Genomic DNA, 19,049 nt, shown 5'->3' on the forward strand with positions numbered 1-19,049 from the left:
GGGCGAATTTCGCGCCACCCAATTCAGAGCGCCGGACCCAGCCGGACAGGGCTGCCATCATGGAAGCGCGACAGCCGGAAGCGGCTGAGGTCGTGCCCGGTCTGGTTTCCCTGGATCATGTCGGCAACGACCCGGCCTATGCCAGGCCCGATACCGAAGCCGTGACCGCTCATTCCAGTCGCGACGAAAAGACCGCCGACGGCCTGCACATGATCCACGACGGGGACGACGTCGGGCATGGCGTCGATCATGCCACCCCAGCCTGCCTTCAGGCGAACCCTCTCGAACTGCGGAAAGAGGTGCTTGAACTTGCGTTCTATCGAACGCAGACGGGCCGGTTCAGGGGCCGGGTCGAGCACCCGCATTCTCTCGAAAGGGCTGTGCGAATCCGGCGCCCAATCGCGCGGCGTCGACCAGGCATCGGGGTAACCTGACGGCGCGAACGGAAAGTAGCGTGTCCCCAGCGGATTGTCCCTCAGCGCAGGAAGATATTTGGTGGCGTGCCGGAAGGCGTCAGGTCCCAGGTAATGCAGATGGCTGCCGCCCGCGGCGAGCGTATACCCGCCATCCTGCCGGCGCCTGAAAGCGATGTGTTCGTCAGTCGCCGCACCTGCATAGATTTCAGCCAAGGGGTCCGTTGCGGCTGCGGTTACCCTGACGCTGAGCTGGGGGATGGAGACGCCGTGTCTTCTCAGGAACAAGGATGACCAGGCACCTCCCGCGACCAGCACGCTGGAGGCCTCGATATACCCCGTCTCGGTCCACACGCCCTTGACCTTGCCGCCTGAGATTTCGAGGGTTCGCGCTGCGCAATTCTCGACGATTTTGACGCCTTTTCGCGCGGCGAGCCGGGCAAGTGCGGGCACCGCCAGCCAAGGCTCCGCCCGCATGTCGGAGGGCGTCGTCATCGCGCCCTTGAATTTGCGCGACATGCCTTTGATGAGTGCCGCGGTTTCGTCTGCATCCAGGAGACGGGTGTCGAGCGCATGCGTCGCAGCGATCTTCATGAACGCTTCGAAGCCGGCCATGTCCTTGTCGGTGTTCGCGAGGTAGGTCACACCTGTCTGGGTCAGGCCGATGTCCTCGCCGCATTCCTCAGCCAGTTGCCGCCACAGGCGAATAGCCTCGATGACGATGGGCAACTCGTCGGCGTCGCGTCCCTGCTTCCGGATCCAGCCCCAGTTTCGGGACGACTGTTCGGCCGCAATGCGTCCCTTTTCCAGCAGCGTCACCGGGATATTCCGCTCTGCCAGGAAAAGCGCTGTCGTTACGCCGATGATGCCGCCACCGGCAATGACCACCTCCGACGCTTTCGGCGGCGGGCCATGATGCCGGATTGGATCCGTTTCGGAGAACGGGAATGTGGGCAAGTGGCGCACCCTGAGGACTGGTTGATGGCTCTGGCTTACTGGTTGCCACCCACTCGAAGCCAAATCAAGGACAGGTCCAGGCAGACCGTTGTCCCAACGAAGTCAATCTATCTGCGGGCAACATCCACATGGGTGAACTTGCCCAGCGGAGCAATTGGATTAATCCCTAAACCGGCGCGCCGGCGACCGAGCCTCTCACCACCAGGTCGACAGGCCAGACCTCGCCCCGCGCCCCTTCTTCCAAGCCGGAAATGCGCGCTGCCAGGCGTTCGGCGATGCGGGCGCCGGCGAGGCGGATCGACGAGCGCGTCGTCGACAGCGGCACGGAAAAATTCTCCGGCTTCAGCCATGGAAAGACGTCGTCATGGGCAATCAACGACAGGTCGCCGGGAATGGTCAGGCCAAGGTCGCGCACCGCGCGCACGACGCCGAGCGACATGATCAGGCTGGAGCAGGCGATCGCCGTCGGCCGCTCGCTCTGTTCGAGCAGGCGCCTGGCGGCGCGGTAGCCGTTCTCCTCGGTCATGGTGAGTGAACAGACATGGCGCTCGCCGAGCGTCAGGCCGCTCGCGGCCAGCGCCCTGCGCATGCCGCGCTCGCGGTGGATGGCGAAGGTCTCGCGGTCGTCGCCATTGATCAGCGCCAGCCGGCGGTGGCCGAGCTGAACCAGCAGCCGGGCGGCGTCGTGGAAGCCGCCCTCATTGTCGATGTCGGTGAACGGGTAGTCGAAGTCGAAGCCGTCGCTGCGGCCATGGACGATGAAGGGAATGCCCAGCGTGTTGACCAGCGCCACCCGCCGGTCGACCGGGCGCGGCGAGGAGATGTAGACGGCGTCGACCTGGCGGTTGGCGACGATGCGGCGATAGGTGGTTTCCTGGTCGTCGGCGTCGGCCGGCGACAGAACGAGGTCGAGTTCGTGCGAACGGGCATAGTCGCCGAGGCCAGAGAGGAATTCGACGAAATGCGGATCGATATCGACCGAGGCGCCGGTCGGCAGGACATAGCCGATCATGCCGGTCTTGCCGGTCGCCAGCCGGCGCGCGCTCGGGTTGGGCCGGTAGCCGTGGCGCTTGGCGGCATCCACCACGCGCCGGCGGGTTTCCTCGTTGACCTCCGGATAGCCGTTCAGCGCACGGCTGACCGTTGTCTGCGACAGAGCCAGCATATGGGAGAGCTGCTTCAGGTTCACTGGGAGGCCTCCAAGCCTCAAAGCGCTTTTAATTTTGGATCCGCACGGGCGCCATGAAGGGCGCTGCCGAACCATGGGACCATACGCACTGGTCCGGCCAGTTTGAAGCATAATAAGCTGCTGCACCGCCAAAAAACTATGCTGCAGTGCACTTTATCAAGTGTTGCAGCCCGAATTTAAATCGATTAGTCCACCGCCCTCTTGACTTCCAGTCGATTCAATGGCGAGATCAAAAAGACCAAAGCGCTTTGGAAGACTCTTTCGAAAGGTTGCGGTTCCTTTCCGAGTGAGTCACAGTCCTGCAGCGTCGGCGGACGGAATGGAGGTTCCGTCCTTGTGTATGTGACCACTGGGAGGAATACCGATGAAGAAGATGCTTTTGCTTGGCGCAGCTTTTGCCACGCTCGCCTTGACCCTGCCGGCGCAAGCCGAGTTGAAATTCAAGCCGGGCGAAGACAAGCGCTTCAACTGGGCCAACTACGAAGAGCTGAAGAAGGTCGATCTCAAGGGCGAGACGCTGACCATCTTCGGGCCCTGGCGCGGCGAGGACGAAGGCCTCATCCGCACGGTTCTCGAATATTTCCAGGAAGCCACCGGCGCCGAGATCAAATACTCCTCGTCGGAGAATTACGAACAGCAGATCGTCATCGATACCCAGGCCGGCAGCCCGCCCAACATCGCCGTGTTGCCGCAGCCGGGACTGATCCAGGACCTGGCCTCCAAGGGGTTGCTGACGCCGCTCGGCGACGACACCGCCAAATGGGTCAAGGACAATTACGGCGCCGGCCAGTCATGGGTCGATCTCGGCACGTTCAAGGACAAGGACGGCAAGCCGGGCTTCTTCGCCTTCCCCTACAAGGCCGACGTGAAATCGCTGGTCTGGTATTCGCCCGACAATTTCGAGGAAGCCGGCTACAAGGTTCCCAAGACCCAGGAAGAGCTCGCCGACCTCGAGAAGAAGATCATCGCCGACGGCGGCACGCCGTGGTGCATCGGCCTCGGCTCAGGCGGCGCTACCGGCTGGCCGGCGACCGACTGGGTCGAAGACATCATGCTGCGCACCCAGACACCCGACGTGTATGACAAGTGGGTAAAGAACGAGATCCCGTTCAACGATCCGGCGGTGGTCAACGCCATCGACATTTTCGGCAAGATCGCGACCGACGACAAGATGGTCGACGGTGGGGCCAAGGCGGTTGCCGCGACCGACTTCCGCGACAGCCCGAAGGGCCTCTTCTCGGTGCCGCCGAAATGCTACCTGCACCATCAGGCATCGTTCATCCCGACCTTCTTCCCGGAAGGCACAAAGGTTGGACAGGACGCCGACTTCTTCTACTTCCCGCCCTATGCATCCAAGCCCGAGCTGGGCACGCCTGTGCTCGGCGCCGGCACGCTGGCCATGATCACCAAGGATTCGAAGGGTGCACGCGCGTTCATCGAATTCCTGAAAATGCCGCTGGCACATGAAATCTGGATGGCCGAGGGCGGCTTCGTCACGCCGCTCAAGTCGGTCAACAAGGATGCCTATGCCAGCGACGCGCTGAAGAAGCAGGGCGATATCCTCGCCAATGCCTCGACCTTCCGCTTCGACGGTTCGGACCTGATGCCGGGCAAGATCGGCGCCGGCGCCTTCTGGACCGGCATGATCGATCTGGTCGGCGGCAAGTCGGCGCAGGATGTCGCCACCGACATCCAGAAGAGCTGGGACGCTATCAAGTAGTCAGCTGGCAAGCAGTCAGCTGGCAAGTAACCACTGCCAAGTAATCAGCCGCTTTGGCGGCAAATTCAGGACTTCCTCCACAGACTGGGTCCGGGCCGCTATGGCCCGGATCCGACCGGCGCCTTACGCCGGACCGATTTGCGTTCGTTCGTTTCAGAATAACTTAAATCGGCGCAGAGCCACATCGCCAGGGCTGTTCAAGGCCCGGCCGATCATGCGCAGGGAAGAGGGACCCATGGCTGCTCAGATCTTATCGGCCATTTTTGTCATCATCATCGGCGTCGGCGGCTGCGTCGCCTATTTCTGGGGCGCCAACAAGCTGGTCGACCTGATATTCCCGTCGCGCGGCGTGGCCGGGGCTGCGGCCATCGACAATCTGCGCCGGCAAGGACTGGTCCGTCCGTGGCTGTTCGTCGGCCCGGCGATGATCATCCTCACCGTCTACCTGATCTATCCGGTGGTGGCGACGCTCTGGCTGTCCTTCCTCGACCGCGGCGGCCAGCATTTTGTCGGCTTCGCCAACTATGAATGGGCGTTCGGCGACCGCGAGTTCCGCAACTCGATCCTGAATAACATCATCTGGCTGGCGGTGGTGCCCGCCGCCTGCACCTTTCTAGGGTTGATAATCGCCGTGCTCACGGACAAGATCTGGTGGGGCACAATCGCCAAGAGCCTGATCTTCCTGCCGCTGGCGATCTCCTTCGTCGGCGCCAGCGTGATCTGGAAATTCATCTACGAATATCGCGGCGAGGGCCAGACGCAGATCGGCCTGCTCAACGCCATCATCCAGTATTTCGGCGGCCAGCCGCAGGTCTGGATATCGCTGCCGTTCTGGAACAATTTCTTCCTGATGATCATCCTGATCTGGATCCAGACCGGCTTTGCCATGGTCATCCTGTCTTCGGCGTTGCGCGGCATCCCCGAAGAGACGCTTGAAGCCGCGGTCATCGACGGCGCCAATCCGTTCCAGATCTTCTGGAAGATCATGGTGCCGCAGATCTGGGGCACCATCGCCGTGGTCTGGACGACGATCACCATCCTGGTGCTGAAAGTGTTCGACATCGTGTTGACCATGACCAACGGCCAATGGAACAGCCAGGTGCTGGCCAATCTGATGTTCGACTGGATGTTCCGCGGCGGCGGCGATTTCGGCCGCGGCGCCACCATCGCCATCATCATCATGATCGCGGTCATCCCGATCATGGTCTGGAACATCCGCCAGGCGAACAAAGAGACGGGAGGACATTGAGATGGCCGTCGCGACCGGGAAGTCCTTTGCCAGCCGCTTCGGCGTCCACATCGCCGTGCTCGTCTTCGTCGCCATCTGGACCGTGCCGACGCTCGGCATCCTGGTCTCGTCGCTGCGCGACAAGGACCAGATCATCGCCTCGGGCTGGTGGAACTCGTTCTCCAACTCCAGCCAGACTGAAGCCGGCCGCCTGCCGCCGGCCTCGGCGCAGGTCGAGAAGGACGGCAAGTTCGTGCTTGCCGGCAATATCTTCGGCGACGGTGCTGCGCGCAACATCAGCGCCTTCGGCGTCAAGTCGGCGGCACCGACGCAATATCCGGCCGGCACCACTGCCGATCTCGGCGACGGCGTGACCTTGCAGCTCAATGCCGACGGAACGTTCGTCATGAGGTCCCCCAAGGCTTTCGAAGGCGACCGTGGCCAGCGCGTCTATTACGCCTCGTCGGCGCCACCGAAATTCACCACCGACAATTACAAGACCGTGCTGTTTTCGGAGGGCATCGGCCGCTCGTTCATAAACTCGCTGACCGTCACCATCCCGGCGACGGTCATCCCGATCCTGATCGCCGCCTTCGCCGCCTATGCATTGGCGTGGATGCGTTTTCCCGGCCGCGCCTTGCTGATCGCCACAATCATCGGCCTGCTGGTCGTGCCGCTGCAGATGTCCTTGATCCCGCTTTTGAAGATCTACAACGGCGTCGGCATCTTCTTCGGTGTGCCGTCGAAAACCTATCTCGGCATCTGGCTGGCGCATACCGGCTTCGGCCTGCCCTTCGCCATCTATCTCCTGCGCAGCTATATTGCCGGCCTGCCGCGCGAGATCATGGAATCGGCGCGCATAGACGGCGCCAGCGATTTCGAAATCTTCGTCAAGATCGTGCTGCCGCTGTCCTTCCCGGTGCTGGCGTCCTTTGCAATCTTCCAGTTCCTGTGGGTGTGGAACGATTTGTTGGTGGCAATGGTTTTCCTCGGTACCGAAGGGGACCAGATCGTGCTGACCGCGAAGCTCAACGCGCTGCTCGGCTCGCGCGGCGGCGACTGGGAAATCCTGACGACATCGGCCTTCGTCACCATTATCGTGCCGCTGATCGTGTTCTTCTCGCTGCAGCGCTATTTCGTCCGCGGGCTGCTGGCCGGCTCGGTCAAAGGAGGTTGAGACTTATGCAAGCCGCTTTGAAGGCGACCTCGAAGCCCGATCTCGCCGTCGATCGCGACTGGTGGCGGGGCGCGGTGATCTACCAGATCTATCCGCGCTCCTATCAGGACTCCAATGGCGACGGCATCGGCGACCTCAAGGGCATCATCCGCAGGCTGCCCTACATCGCCTCGCTCGGCGTCGACGCCATCTGGATTTCGCCCTTCTTCAAGTCGCCGATGAAGGATTTCGGCTATGACGTCTCGGACTATTGCGACGTCGACCCGATGTTCGGGACGCTCGCCGATTTCGACGCGCTGGTTGCGGAAGCCCATCACCTCAGCCTCAAGGTGATGATCGACGAGGTGCTGTCGCACACCGCCGACAACCATCCATGGTTCAAGGAGAGCCGCGGCAGCCGTAGCAATCCCAAGGCCGACTGGTATGTCTGGGCCGATGCCAGGCCCGACGGCACGCCGCCCAACAACTGGCTGTCGATCTTCGGCGGCTCGGCCTGGCAGTGGGACACCAGCCGCCAGCAATATTATCTGCACAATTTCCTGTCCGAGCAGCCCGACCTCAACTTCCACAATCTGCAAGTCCAGGACGCGCTGCTCGACGTCACCCGCTTCTGGCTGGAGCGCGGCGTCGACGGCTTCCGCCTCGACACCATCAATTTCTACTTCCACAGCCAGGGGCTGGAGAACAATCCGCCGCTGCCGCCCGAAGAGCGCAATGACCAGACAGCACCTGCGGTTAATCCCTACAACTACCAGGACCATATCTACGACAAGAGCCGGCCGGAAAACCTTGCCTTCCTCGAACGGTTCCGGGCGCTGCTCGACGAATATCCGGCGGCCGCCGCGGTCGGCGAAGTCGGCGATTCGCAGCGTGGGCTGGAAGTGGTCGCCGCCTACACCGCCGGCGGCAAACGCGTCCACATGTGCTATTCCTTCGATTTCCTGGCGCCGGAAAAGATCAGCGCCGCCAAGGTGCGCCAGGTGCTGGAAGCCTTCGGCAAGGTCGCCAGCGACGGCTGGTCGTGCTGGGCCTTTTCCAACCACGACGTGATGCGTCCGGCCTCGCGCTGGGCCGCCGACGAGGCCGACCCGGCCGCCTATCTGAAGGTTATCTCGGCGCTGCTGATGTCGCTGCGCGGTTCGGTCTGCCTCTATCAGGGAGAGGAGCTTGGGCTGGGCGAAGCCGAGTTGCAGTTCGAGGATCTGCAGGACCCCTACGGCATTCGCTTCTGGCCCGAATTCAAGGGCCGCGACGGCTGCCGCACGCCGATGGTGTGGGATGCAACCGCCAGCAATGCCGGCTTTTCGACGGCCAAGCCCTGGCTGCCAGTGCCGGGCAAGCATTTGTCGCAAGCGGTCAATGTTCAGCAGGGCGACGCGGCCTCGCTGCTCGAGCACTACCGGCGCTTTCTCGGTTTCCGCCGCCAGCATCCGGCCCTGGCCAAAGGCGACATCGAGTTCATCGAAAGCGAGGGCGACACCGTCGCCTTCACCCGCCGTGAGGGCAATGAGCAGATCGTCTGCGTCTTCAATCTGGCCAGCAAGCCGGCCGAGGTCGATCTCGGTGGTCAGGCGCTGCTGCCATTGGCCGGGCACGGTTTTTCGGGACAATCCGGCACAGGTTCCATCCGCCTCGGCGGCTACGGCGCCTGGTTCGGGCGCATCGACTGAGTTTTTGACGAAACTGGATTTTTTGAGGAAATCCAGGTTCTCTAGGGAAATCACTGGGAGGAAATTATGGCCGATGTCACGCTGAGACAGGTGAAGAAATCATACGGCAATCTGCACATTCTCCACGGCATCGACCTCGACATAAAATCGGGCGAGTTCATCGTCTTCGTCGGCCCGTCGGGTTGCGGCAAGTCGACCTTGCTGCGGTCCATCGCCGGGCTTGAGGAGATCACCTCCGGCGAGCTGAAGATCGCCGGCGAGGTGGTGAACGATGTGCCGCCTTCCAAGCGCGGCATCGCCATGGTGTTCCAGTCCTATGCGCTCTATCCGCACATGACCGTCTACGACAACATGGCCTTCTCGATGAAGATCGGCAAGGAAAGCAAGGCCGAGATCGACAAGCGGGTGCGGCAGGCAGCGGAGATCCTGCAGCTGACCAAATATCTCGACCGTCTGCCCAAGGCCATGTCGGGCGGCCAGCGCCAGCGCGTCGCCATCGGCCGGGCCATCGTGCGCAACCCGAAAGTGTTCCTGTTCGACGAGCCGCTGTCGAACCTCGACGCGGCGCTGCGCGTCGCCACCCGCATCGAGATCGCCAAGCTGAAGGAATTGATGCCTGCCACGACCATGATCTACGTCACCCACGATCAGGTCGAGGCGATGACGCTGGCTGACCGCATCGTCGTGCTGAAGGATGGCCATATCGAGCAGGTCGGCACGCCGATGGACCTCTACAAGAAGCCCGGCAATCTGTTCGTTGCCCAGTTCATCGGCTCGCCGGCCATGAACATCCTGCCGGCGACAATCGACAGGACGGGCAACCCGACAATCGTCAGCCATGTCGGCGGCCGCAAGGCAACGGTGCCGATCGCAACGCCGGCGTCAGCAAAGGGTGCGGCAGTCAGCTTCGGCGTGCGGCCGGAGGATCTGTCGGCCGCCACCGGCGCGGAATATCTTTTCGAGGGCGTGGTGGACTATGTCGAGCAACTCGGCGAGGTGCAGCTTGTCTATGTCGATATCGGCCGCGCTGACCTGCCGTTGGTGACCAAGCTGCCCGGCAATGTCGAGGTCAAGCGCGGGGCAAAGCTGCGACTGACCGCGGATGCCGGGGACCTGCACATCTTCGACGCCGATGGGCACTCCTTCTCGCTCAAGCCGGTGGAAGTGAAGGCGGCTTGAGATAGCTGCGTCGTACAGGCATGAAAAAAGAGCGGCGGGCCAGGCCCGCCGCTCTTTTTTTAAGCTTCGGCTGTTAGTTGTTGCCGAACCGATCCCTGTCGCTGCTCTGAGGAACGAACTTCTGTTGGTCGTTCGACGAGTTCAGCAGCTTGTAGACCGCCGAGTTGGTGCCGGTCGACGAAGTGCGGGTGGTGTCGACGGCAGCGGCCGGCTGGTTGGCGCCATTGGAGCCATAATTGTCGCTGCCGGCAAAGGCAGCGCTCGAAACAGCCAGAACGGCTGCGGTGGCAAGAACGATCTTCTTCATTTTAGTCTCCTGAATTTTTCTGATGCCGCCAGCTGCAGCGGATAAGCCCGCCGCGTGCTGGGAACCGGCTTTTAACGGCCGAAAAGGTTACGGTCGGCACCGTGGGCAGGCGCCTCCTCGGCTGGAGCCGACTTCTCAACCGAAGCCGTATGGCCACTATCGGTCGACGTAATCGCAGGCTGGTTGGCGCCGTTCGAACCGTAGTTGTCGCTGCCGGCGAAAGCGCTGCCGGAGATGGCCAAAACGGCGGCGGCAGCAAGGATGATCTTTTTCATTTCAATACTCCTGAATTTTTTGGGATCCCGAGAGCGACGGGGTAGCCGCCCTTCTTTGGTCGGGATCAGCGATTGCCGTAGAGGTCGCGGTCGGCGCCCTGAACGACAGGCTGCTTGTCAGCGTGCGCCGGCTTCTGAATGGAAGCCGTATACGAGCTGTCGACCGAGACGGCTGGCTGGTTCGCACCATTGGAACCGTAATTGTCGCTACCGGCGAAGGCGCTGCCGGTGATCGCCAAAACGGCTGCGGCAGTGAGGATGATCTTTTTCATTTTTAGTACTCCAGTTTGTCTGTCCGTCTAGCGGCGTGTCTTGGGAGGAATTCGCGTCGTTCGGACAGCTCCGATGTGGGAAAGCCATAGGCTGGTTTCCAATCACGAAGTTGTTCCGTGTGGACCACGGTCCTGCACCTTGAAATTGTGCCAGGAAGTTCCTCTATGGTCATTTATCGCATTGTTTTCAGTCGCTTATGTCGAACCGAGTGGTTCGCTCCGGTGTCGGTTTCCGGGCCGTCGTTCACACCATCCTGCACGCATTGTCAACAGAAACGAACCGTTCGGTTCGATTAGAGATTGCTAATAGTAACTTTTCGATACCGTTGAGCCCTTTTTGCCCCCGATCGGAACTGGATCCGCAGCAATTCGAAACGGCGATGATAGCGCCGCAAGACAGGATCTCAGCCCTTCGGTGGTCGGCGGGGCGTATGCCGCGCGTGTCGCGCCGCATGGATATGATGTCGCTTTCATGCCGACGTCGCGATCGCTGCCGTGATTAGATGATCGCATCTCAGGTGCCGCTTCGTGACGACGCAGCGGAGAATTGGGAAGCCGGTCAGAATCCGGCGCTGCCCCCGCAACGGTGGTGGAGTTGAAGTCGCAACGGGAGACCACTGGGCAGCAGCCTGGGAAGGTGTCGCGATGGTCCGCAAGGACAACTCCAGAGCCCGGAAACCAGCCCGAGATGCATAGACTCGACTGATCGCGGTGGGCGGTCAAGAGGTGGATAGTGCATGTCCGGCGCCGCGCCGGCCTGCGTCCGATCCTTCCTCCATCACCACCAAGTTCAGTCCTTAAACCACGAGGACAGAACTATGGATACGCGCAACGACATGCTGAGGCTCCTGAACGGCCGCAAGCAAGGCTTTTCGCTGGAACAGCCCTTCTACACCGACCCGGACTATTTCAAGCTCGACATGGAGCTTATCTGGTATCGCGACTGGCTGTTCATCGGCCATGATTGCGAACTGCCGAAGCCCGGCAGCTATATCACCGTGCAGATCGGCGATTATCCGGTGGTGCTGGTCCGCGACCAGAAGGGCAACATCAACGCCTTTCACAATTCCTGCCGCCATCGCGGCAGCCGTGTCTGCAACACTGAGAAGGGCATGGCGGCAAAGCTTGTCTGCCCCTATCACCAGTGGACCTACGAGCTTGACGGCCGGCTGCTGTTTGCCCGCCAGATGGCCGACGGTTTCGACAAGAGCCAGTTCGGCCTGAAGCCCGTCGCCTGCGAGAGCGTCGGCGGCTACATCTTCATCTGCCTGGCAAAAGAACCTGCCGACTTTGCCCCGATGCGCGCCATGATAGAGCCCTACCTCAAGCCGCACCGGCTGAATGAAGCCAAGGTCGCCTTCGAGAGCACCATCATCGAGAAGGGCAACTGGAAGCTGGTCTGGGAAAACAACCGCGAATGCTATCACTGCGCCGGCAATCATCCGGAGCTGTGCAAGACATTCCCCGAAGCGCCGACGGTGACCGGCGTGCAGGGCGCCGACAGCGATCCGGAGATGCTTGCGCACTGGGCGAAATGCGAGGCGGCGGGCCTGCCGAGCAAGTTCCGCATCGATCCGGCCGGGCAATACCGCGCCACCCGCGCGCCGCTGCTGCGCGATGCCGTCAGCTACACGATGTCCGGAAAGCGCGCGGTGACGAAGAACCTGTCCGACACTGTTGCCGCCGACCGCATCGGCACCTTGATGCACTACCACTATCCGACGACCTGGAACCACATACTGATCGACCATGCGGTCACCTTCCGGGTGCTGCCGATCAGCGCTACGCAAACCGCGGTGACGACCAAGTGGCTGGTGCACAAGGATGCGGTCGAGGGGGTCGACTACAACCTTGAGGAGCTCACCCATGTCTGGACCGAGACCAACGACCAGGACCGCCGCATCGTCGAGGAAAACGCCTTTGGCATCCTGTCTCCGGCCTATGAGCCCGGCCCCTATTCGGAGCTGCACGAGGGCGGCGTGATCCAGTTCGTCGAATGGTACGCGGCCTTTATCGGCCCGCGCCTTGCCGAAGGCGGCCGGCCGGCGCTGCGCAGCGTCGCGTGAGCTGGAGCAGGCGAAGAGGGACCAGAGGATGAATGCGATGACGGATCTTGGGCTCTATCGCCATCTCGACCAGATGGCGCCGTGGAACGATAGGCTGCAGGTGCTGGAAGTGATCGGCGTCAGCGACGAGGCGCCCGACGTCAAGACCTTCACCTTCCGCTCCGACAACCAGACCTGGTTCCGCTACAAGCCGGGCCAGTTCTTGACGCTGGAACTGCCGACACCGGACGGGCCGCTGATGCGCACCTACACGCTGTCGTCATCGCCATCGCGGCCCTTTTCGATCGCGGTGACGATCAAGGCGCAGGCCGGCAGCATCGGCACGCGCTGGATGTTCGACCATCTGGCACCCGGCTCGCATGTCAAGGCCTATGGACCGGCGGGCGACTTCTCGTTGCACAGCCACCCGGCGGCCAAATACCTGTTCATTTCGGCTGGCTCCGGCGTGACGCCGATGATGTCGATGCTGCGCTGGCTGAACGACTGCGCGCCATGGACCGATGTCGGTTTCGTCAACTGCGCGCGGCGTGCCGAAGAGATCATCTTCCGCAAGGAACTCGAACTGCTCGGCGGCCATATGCCCGGCTTGTCGCTCGGCTTCATGATCGAGGAACGTTCCAGCCGCGAAGGCTGGTACGGCCATATGGGCCGCATCGATGCGATCCGGCTGCCCTTGCTGGCTCCGGATTTCCGCGAGCGCGAAATCTTCTGCTGCGGCCCCGATCCGTTCATGCGCGCCGTGCGCGGCATGCTGGATGCCGCCGGCTTCGACATGACGAAATACCATCAGGAGAGCTTTGCCGCGCCTGTGGTGGAGGAAATTCCGGCGCCGTTTGCCTCCCCGGTCGAGGACGGCATCGCTGCACCTGTCGAAGCCGTGACGCCGATCCGCTTCTCGCTTTCGGAGGTCGACGCCGGCTGCGTCGCCGGCCAGACCGTGCTGCAGACCGCGCGCAGCTCGGGCGTGCGGATTCCCGCCGCCTGCGAGTTCGGCCTGTGCGGCACCTGCAAGGTGAAGAAGGTCTCCGGCGAAGTCGAGATGAGCCACAATGGCGGCATCCTCGACCACGAGATCGATGACGGTTTCATCCTTGCCTGCTGCTCGAAACCGTTGTCGGCGCTCGAAATCGAGGCTTGAGCCGGTCGACTTCGCCGCAACGGTCGCCGACGCAGGCGTTGTGTTCGCGGGTCTTTGTCTTGCCAAGCATAGGCCGAGTGATTTAGACGCACTTAGGAAGGGCTGGGCAGACCGTGAAGCCGGCGCATCCCTTCAGGGCGCATGGGACGGGGGACAGAGCGATGCAACAGCGGGTCTACGCGGTCGCAAGCAAGGACATCGTTTTCGAATCATTCGATGGCGAAGCCGTCGTTCTCGATCTTTCGAGCGGCAAGTATTTCGGCTTTTCCGATTCCGGCAGCCGGGTCTGGCAGGCTTTGTCGTCCGGCGTCGCCACTGAAGCACTGGTCGGAGCTGCCGCGGGCGCCGCAAAAACAAGCCTGGCCGACCTCGAAAGCTTCGTTGCCCGACTGCTCGATTTCGGGTTGCTTGCGCCAGCCGAAACACCGGCACAACCGCTTTCGGGCGAGCTGTCGGCTGCGCTTGCTGCCAGCAATGAGCCGCTCAAGGTCGATGTCCATGACGACCTTGCCGATCTCATCATTGTCGACCCGATCCATGAGGTTGAGGAACCTCTCGGCTGGCCGGCGGTGAAACAGGCATAATCGTTTCCCTAAAGCGCGTCGCGTTTGAACGGACTCAGGCGACGCGGTTTAGATCTTTGATTTTATGCATGTCGTCGTCTCAAAACCGGGGCCACCCCGAGCGACATGCATCAGGCGACCCGGCGCAATTCTGGACGCTGAACAACCAACACATGCCTTTGATCACGCTGCAAACCCTGCCGGATTATGCCCGCCATGCGCTGGCGGCCGCGGAAAGCGCCGCCGCCTTCTATCCCGTTACCGCCAGCGTGCGGTTGCCGGGACTGGAGCTGAGTGTCCACCTCGACCATGGCACGCTGGCGGAAGCCATGAGCCATGCCTTCATACCGGCCCCGGAAAATCCGTCTGCATCTGACGGCTGCCGCATTTTCGTCGCCCACCCGGGCATCGATGGCGTCCTCGCCCCGGCCACCTGGGGCCGAGGCGATTACAACCATCATGCCTTTGCCAACCGGCTGGAAGAGGCCGGATTGCGCGGCAGCTACTATCATGACCTCGACTTCTGGCAGTTCCATGATCCGCAACGCCATGTCGGGGCGCAGCTGATGATGTCGGCCGACGCCTTTCCGCCATGGGAACAAGGGGCGCCGCTGCGCGCCTTCCTGCATTGGGAATATGCGGCGCGCGGCATGCGGCTCACCCATGCCGGCACGCTGGGCATCGATGGCAAGGGCGTGTTGCTGGCGGGCTCCGGCGGTGCCGGCAAATCGGGAACGGTCGTCGCCGGCCTGCTCAATGGGCTCGATAGCGTCGGCGACGACTATGTGCTGATCGACCGGACCGAGGGGGTGACGGCCTATCCGCTGTTTGCCACGCTCAAGCAGGATCCGGAGGGCTTCAAGCGGCTGAAGCTGGAGGGTCGGCTAAAGTCGTACCAACCGCTGAACTGGCAAGGCAAGCATGCCTTTCGCATCGACGAGATCGCGCCTCGACCACCTCCTGCAAGTCTGGACATTATTGCATTGATAGTGCCCCATATCAGGGGAGGTGCGAGAAGCTCGGTCATGCCCATATCGCGCAAGGATGCCATGATCGCCTTGGCCCCGTCAGGAATCGTGCAGATGCCGGGCGAGCGGGAAGCGGGCTTTCGCTTTTTCAGCGAGCTTACCCGCGATCTGCCATGCTACCGGCTGTCGCTGGGGACCGAGCCGCGCGAGATCGCCGGCACGATTGCGGATTTCGTCCTTCGGGGCTCCGCATGAAGTTGAGCGTCATCGTGCCGGTCTGCAATCGGGAGATCTATGTCGTTTCGACGTTGCGGTCCCTGCTCAGGCAACGCGACGATGCCGATCTCGATATCATCGTTGTCGACGATGGCTCGACGGACAGCTCCGTTGAAGCAGTCCGCGCCATCATGCGGGAAGCGTCGTGCATCCGCCTGTTCCAGCAGGCAAACCAGGGCGTGGCCAACGCGCGCAACACAGGGCTGAGGCAGTTGCTGCCGCAAACCGAACTGGTGTCGTTCCTGGATTCGGACGACGTCTCGCCGGCTGGACGATTCAAGACTGGCCTACCCCTGTTCGCGGCCGACCCTGCGCTCGAGCTGACCTACTCGCTGATGACGCGCGTCGATCTCATGGACGACGAAGCCCTTCAGCCGGCACCGGGCGGCGCAGGTCCCACCGTGCGCGGCGTCAGCCTTAGCGCCGGGATATTCCGCAGGGCACTCATCGACCGTACAGGTGCTTTCGACGAGGAGTTCCGGCAGGGCGAAGACGCCGACTATCTGCTGCGCATTTTCGAAACCAGCCCAAAGCACATTTTTCCCGACACCGTCGCGGTATACTACCGGCGCCACCCCGGCAATTTGACCAAGCAAAGGGATGTGGCGGTGCGCGAATACCTACGTGTAATTCAGAAATCCTTGCGGCGGCGCAAGGCCGATCCGTCGCGGCGCCCGGTCGAGGGGCTTTTCGAGATCAAGCGCCCGGCAGAGTGGTGAAAGAATGAATAGATCACAGCCTGGAATGCGTGCGTGAAGCTGAGCGTGATCATGCCGGTCTACAACCGCGAACGCCATGTCGGCTCGGCGCTGCGCTCGCTGCTGAGGCAGCGCGATGCCGCCGATCTCGACATCATCGTTATCGATGACGGTTCGACCGACAGTTCGGTGGCGGTCGTGCGCTCGCTGATCGCGGAGGCGCCGTGCATTCGCCTTTTCCAGCAGCAGAATGCCGGGGTGACGCGGGCACGCAACGCGGGCTTGCGGCAATTGCTGCCGCAGACCGGGCTGGTATCGTTTCTCGATTCCGACGACATTTCCCCGCCGGGCCGCTTCAAGGCGGATCTGGCCTGTTTCGACACAGACCGCACCCTCGAGCTCACCTATTCGCGCATGACGCTGGTCGACGACATAGATGACGATACGCTGGAGCCGACAGCCGACAGCCACTCGGTGACGGTTCGCGGCATTCACCTGTCTCCCGCTATCTTCGTCCGGCGATTGGTCGAACGCATCGGCAGCTTCGACGAGGATTTCCACCAGGCCGAGGACACCGACTATCTGCTGCGCACTTTCGAAAGCGGGCCGAAATTCACGATGCCCGACACTGTTGCGCTCTATTACCGGCGCCATCCCGGCAACATGACCAGGCAGGCCGATGTTCCTTTTCGCGAATTCATGCGCGCCGTCTACAAGTCGATGAAACGGCGCGAGGCCGACCGCTCCTTGCACCCTGTCGACGGCATCTTCGATTTCAAGGAACTTGCGAATTGGCGTTTCCTGTGATGGCCAGCTACGGCGTCGTCATTCCGGCCTTCAACGCGACCGCCACCATCGCCGAGACGCTGCGATCGGTCGCGGCCCAGACGGTCCAGCCCGACGCCATAATCGTCGTCGATGACGGCTCGACCGACGATACGGTCGCGGTGGTCAATGCGCTGGGCATGCCGGTGCAGGTGTTGCGCCAGGACAATGCCGGACCAGGCAGCGCCACCACCAGGGGCATCGCCGCGCTGGCGACGCCCTTCGTCGCCACGCTCGATGCGGACGATCTGTGGCTGCCGACCAAGATCGAAAGGCAGCTGGAGCATTTCGAGCGGTTTCCCGCGACGGCAGGAGTCTTTGCCCACTGGCGGACGTTTCGCGATGACAAGCCCGATGTGCAACAGGACGTGGCCGTGGCGGGCTGGTCGCGCACGACGATGATGATCCGCCGGGAGGTAGCCGAGGCCGTCGGTCCGATCATCGACCCGCAAGGCGGTCGCGGCGACATGGTCGACTGGATCGCCCGTGTCCGCGAGGCGGGCTTTGCGCTTGCCATGCTCGACGATGTCCTAACCTTGCGCCGCATCCGGCCCGACAGCATGTCCTATGGACGCGACCCCGTGCGCGACCGCGGTTATGTCGAAGTCGTAAGGCTGGCCATGCAAAGGCGAGCAGCGAAAAAGGCGAGCGCCGACTGATGGCCAATGCCATGCGCCGTATCGGCCGTCGGTTTCCGGACTATGGTTGGTCATGGCCCACTGGCGGCCTCGACCAGTTGCTGAAGGCCGCATTGCTCCCCGATGAAGAGGCGGCCGGGGCCTATGCGGCGCGCTGGCTCGACGAGAACGATATCGACCATGCTGCTTTCCGCGAGCATCGGCTGCTGGCCGCGATCTCCGACAGGTTCGGCCGCAAGCTCGCTGGGCATCCGGCCTATCCACGTCTTGTCGGCCTGCAAAAGATGCTGTGGACCAAATCGCGACTGGCTGCGCGCGAGGCCGAGCCGGCGCTACAGGCCATGATCGACGCCGGCTGCGCGGTGATGCTTATCAAAGGCGCCAGCCGCATCGCCGTCAACGCGTCGGCGCAGCGCGGCCGGGTGGCGCATGACATCGACATACTGGTGCGCTCGCAGGCCATGATTGCCGCCTTCGATGTGCTTAGCGAACGCGACTGGCAGATCGCCACCGGCGTCAGTCCGCAATATCTGCGCACCAGGCTGGCGTCCTTGCGTTCGATGAATTTTTTCAAGGGCAGTTTCGGCGACATCGACCTGCACCAGCTCGCTTATGACGGGTCGCAGCAAAGCGCGGAAGATGATCTGGCGATCTGGCAGCGGGCGCTGTCAGCCGATTTCAATGGCGTCCGCGTGCTTGTGCCCTCTCCGGCCGACCGCATGGCGCTCGCCATCGCACATGGCGGCCTCGATGCCCACACCCACAGCGACTGGCTGGTTGACTGTGCGGTCGCCATCGAGAGTGGCGCAGTCGACTGGGGCGTGTTCGGCGACATCGTCGCCAAGCGGGGCCTCGCCGTCGCCGCGGCGGTGGCGCTCTCCTATCTCTGCCTGGAGATCGGCATTGCGGTGCCGGAGGCCGAACTTGCAAAGACGATTGAGTTGGCCGACCGCGCCGGCCTGTCGCGCTGGTCCTCGGTGCTGCAGGCCAAGCCGCGTACCGATTTCGGCGGCCTCGTTTGGCTGTCGCGCGGCTTTGCCAAGCAGTTGCGCCTCAAACGCAAAAAGGGCCGCCTGCAGCAGCCGACGCCCGCCGTCTGGCGCGGCAGGCCGACATTGCGCAAGGCAAGAGCGACGTCGGCGCCGTTTGCACTTTCCCAGCCCCTGCCGCGTCCGGACAGGACTGGAGCGATGGTGCTGGACGTCACCGTCAGGATCGTCGTTCCACCAATCCGGCGCCGCATTGAGATGGAAATCAATGCCGGCGGCGGCCATGTCGCCCGCCTGCGTTCCATGGTGATCAGCCGCGCCGGCGGCGGACGTGTGCTGCGCTTTCGCGGCAAGGTAACGGTGGACGACACCGGCCGGCCTCTGGTGATCGAGGCACGGCCATCGCGCCAGTTCCGCAACTGGGACAATGAGGCCGAAGTCGCCGCCTATGGCGCGCTGCCGTTCCAATTGCTGTCGGCAAGGTTTTCACCCACCTGAGAG

At 62.5% G+C, this 19,049-nt stretch carries 18 protein-coding genes and 1 riboswitch; of the genes, 13 read left to right on the forward strand and 5 right to left on the reverse strand.

The annotated features are described in order from the left end of the window. Positions 1-23: 23 nt before the first annotated feature. Together ACYG9V_RS06815 and ACYG9V_RS06820 are read right to left on the reverse strand one after the other, a co-directional pair. Complete coding sequence (locus ACYG9V_RS06815; RefSeq protein WP_352763915.1) at positions 24-1,370, reverse strand: NAD(P)/FAD-dependent oxidoreductase; 1,347 nt, start codon at positions 1,368-1,370, stop codon at positions 24-26. Between the two features lie 166 nt (positions 1,371-1,536). Next, positions 1,537-2,559 carry a substrate-binding domain-containing protein gene (locus ACYG9V_RS06820; RefSeq protein ID WP_352763918.1) on the reverse strand — a complete coding sequence of 341 codons (1,023 nt, stop codon included), beginning with the start codon at positions 2,557-2,559 and terminating at the stop codon, positions 1,537-1,539. Between the two features lie 364 nt (positions 2,560-2,923). Here ACYG9V_RS06820 and ACYG9V_RS06825 point away from each other — a divergent pair, with 364 nt between their 5' ends. The 5 genes from ACYG9V_RS06825 (at position 2,924) to ACYG9V_RS06845 (ending at position 9,533) form a co-directional block, all read left to right on the forward strand. Next, positions 2,924-4,279, forward strand: coding sequence for an ABC transporter substrate-binding protein (locus tag ACYG9V_RS06825; RefSeq protein ID WP_352763921.1), 1,356 nt, complete (start codon positions 2,924-2,926; stop codon positions 4,277-4,279). A 235-nt stretch (positions 4,280-4,514) separates the two neighbouring features. After that, the gene (locus ACYG9V_RS06830) at positions 4,515-5,528 is read left to right on the forward strand and encodes a carbohydrate ABC transporter permease (protein ID WP_023668891.1); all 1,014 of its coding nucleotides are present in this window, start codon (positions 4,515-4,517) and stop codon (positions 5,526-5,528) included. A 1-nt stretch (position 5,529) separates the two neighbouring features. Continuing rightward, positions 5,530-6,684, forward strand: a complete 1,155-nt coding sequence (locus ACYG9V_RS06835; RefSeq protein WP_352763924.1) for a carbohydrate ABC transporter permease — start codon at positions 5,530-5,532, stop codon at positions 6,682-6,684. Between the two features lie 5 nt (positions 6,685-6,689). Further along, positions 6,690-8,354 carry a beta-galactosidase BglA gene (bglA, locus tag ACYG9V_RS06840; protein ID WP_352763926.1) on the forward strand — a complete coding sequence of 555 codons (1,665 nt, stop codon included), beginning with the start codon at positions 6,690-6,692 and terminating at the stop codon, positions 8,352-8,354. A 66-nt stretch (positions 8,355-8,420) separates the two neighbouring features. Beyond that, positions 8,421-9,533, forward strand: coding sequence for an ABC transporter ATP-binding protein (locus ACYG9V_RS06845; protein ID WP_460221928.1), 1,113 nt, complete (start codon positions 8,421-8,423; stop codon positions 9,531-9,533). 73 nt (positions 9,534-9,606) lie between these two features. Here the strand turns inward: ACYG9V_RS06845 and ACYG9V_RS06850 are convergent, their stop codons facing one another. The 3 genes from ACYG9V_RS06850 to ACYG9V_RS06860 all read right to left on the reverse strand — a co-directional run bounded on the left by ACYG9V_RS06850 (position 9,607) and on the right by ACYG9V_RS06860 (position 10,387). Next, positions 9,607-9,840, reverse strand: a complete 234-nt coding sequence (locus tag ACYG9V_RS06850) for a DUF680 domain-containing protein (RefSeq protein ID WP_023715518.1) — start codon at positions 9,838-9,840, stop codon at positions 9,607-9,609. Positions 9,841-9,911: 71 nt separating this feature from the next. Continuing rightward, positions 9,912-10,115, reverse strand: a complete 204-nt coding sequence (locus tag ACYG9V_RS06855) for a DUF680 domain-containing protein (RefSeq protein ID WP_352763930.1) — start codon at positions 10,113-10,115, stop codon at positions 9,912-9,914. A 65-nt stretch (positions 10,116-10,180) separates the two neighbouring features. Further along, positions 10,181-10,387: a DUF680 domain-containing protein gene (locus tag ACYG9V_RS06860; protein ID WP_023668885.1), complete on the reverse strand. Its 207-nt coding sequence runs from the start codon at positions 10,385-10,387 to the stop codon at positions 10,181-10,183. Between the two features lie 499 nt (positions 10,388-10,886). Then, positions 10,887-11,088, forward strand: a riboswitch (cobalamin riboswitch). 117 nt (positions 11,089-11,205) lie between these two features. Between ACYG9V_RS06860 and ACYG9V_RS06865 the strand changes: the two genes are divergently transcribed. The 8 genes from ACYG9V_RS06865 to ACYG9V_RS06900 all read left to right on the forward strand — a co-directional run bounded on the left by ACYG9V_RS06865 (position 11,206) and on the right by ACYG9V_RS06900 (position 19,046). After that, positions 11,206-12,453, forward strand: a complete 1,248-nt coding sequence (locus ACYG9V_RS06865; protein WP_023715520.1) for an aromatic ring-hydroxylating oxygenase subunit alpha — start codon at positions 11,206-11,208, stop codon at positions 12,451-12,453. Positions 12,454-12,490: 37 nt separating this feature from the next. Next, a complete protein-coding gene (locus ACYG9V_RS06870) occupies positions 12,491-13,591 on the forward strand; it encodes an FAD-binding oxidoreductase (protein ID WP_023738042.1) in 1,101 nt (366 codons plus the stop codon). A gap of 161 nt (positions 13,592-13,752) precedes the next feature. Beyond that, positions 13,753-14,175, forward strand: coding sequence for a PqqD family protein (locus tag ACYG9V_RS06875; protein WP_023826455.1), 423 nt, complete (start codon positions 13,753-13,755; stop codon positions 14,173-14,175). 152 nt (positions 14,176-14,327) lie between these two features. Beyond that, positions 14,328-15,377, forward strand: coding sequence for a serine kinase (locus ACYG9V_RS06880; RefSeq protein ID WP_352763934.1), 1,050 nt, complete (start codon positions 14,328-14,330; stop codon positions 15,375-15,377). Then, a complete protein-coding gene (locus ACYG9V_RS06885; protein WP_023742566.1) occupies positions 15,374-16,117 on the forward strand; it encodes a glycosyltransferase family 2 protein in 744 nt (247 codons plus the stop codon). Before ACYG9V_RS06880 ends, ACYG9V_RS06885 begins: the two co-directional genes overlap by 4 nt. 33 nt (positions 16,118-16,150) lie before the next feature. Next, positions 16,151-16,903: a glycosyltransferase family 2 protein gene (locus ACYG9V_RS06890; RefSeq protein ID WP_352763938.1), complete on the forward strand. Its 753-nt coding sequence runs from the start codon at positions 16,151-16,153 to the stop codon at positions 16,901-16,903. Further along, positions 16,888-17,580, forward strand: coding sequence for a glycosyltransferase family 2 protein (locus ACYG9V_RS06895; protein WP_245260052.1), 693 nt, complete (start codon positions 16,888-16,890; stop codon positions 17,578-17,580). The genes ACYG9V_RS06890 and ACYG9V_RS06895 overlap by 16 nt, the downstream gene beginning before the upstream one ends. Beyond that, entirely contained in the window at positions 17,580-19,046 is a 1,467-nt protein-coding gene (locus ACYG9V_RS06900; RefSeq protein WP_023715523.1) for a nucleotidyltransferase family protein, read from the forward strand. Before ACYG9V_RS06895 ends, ACYG9V_RS06900 begins: the two co-directional genes overlap by 1 nt. Positions 19,047-19,049 lie beyond the last annotated feature (3 nt).

It is taken from the genome of Mesorhizobium sp. W016 (assembly GCF_054719485.1).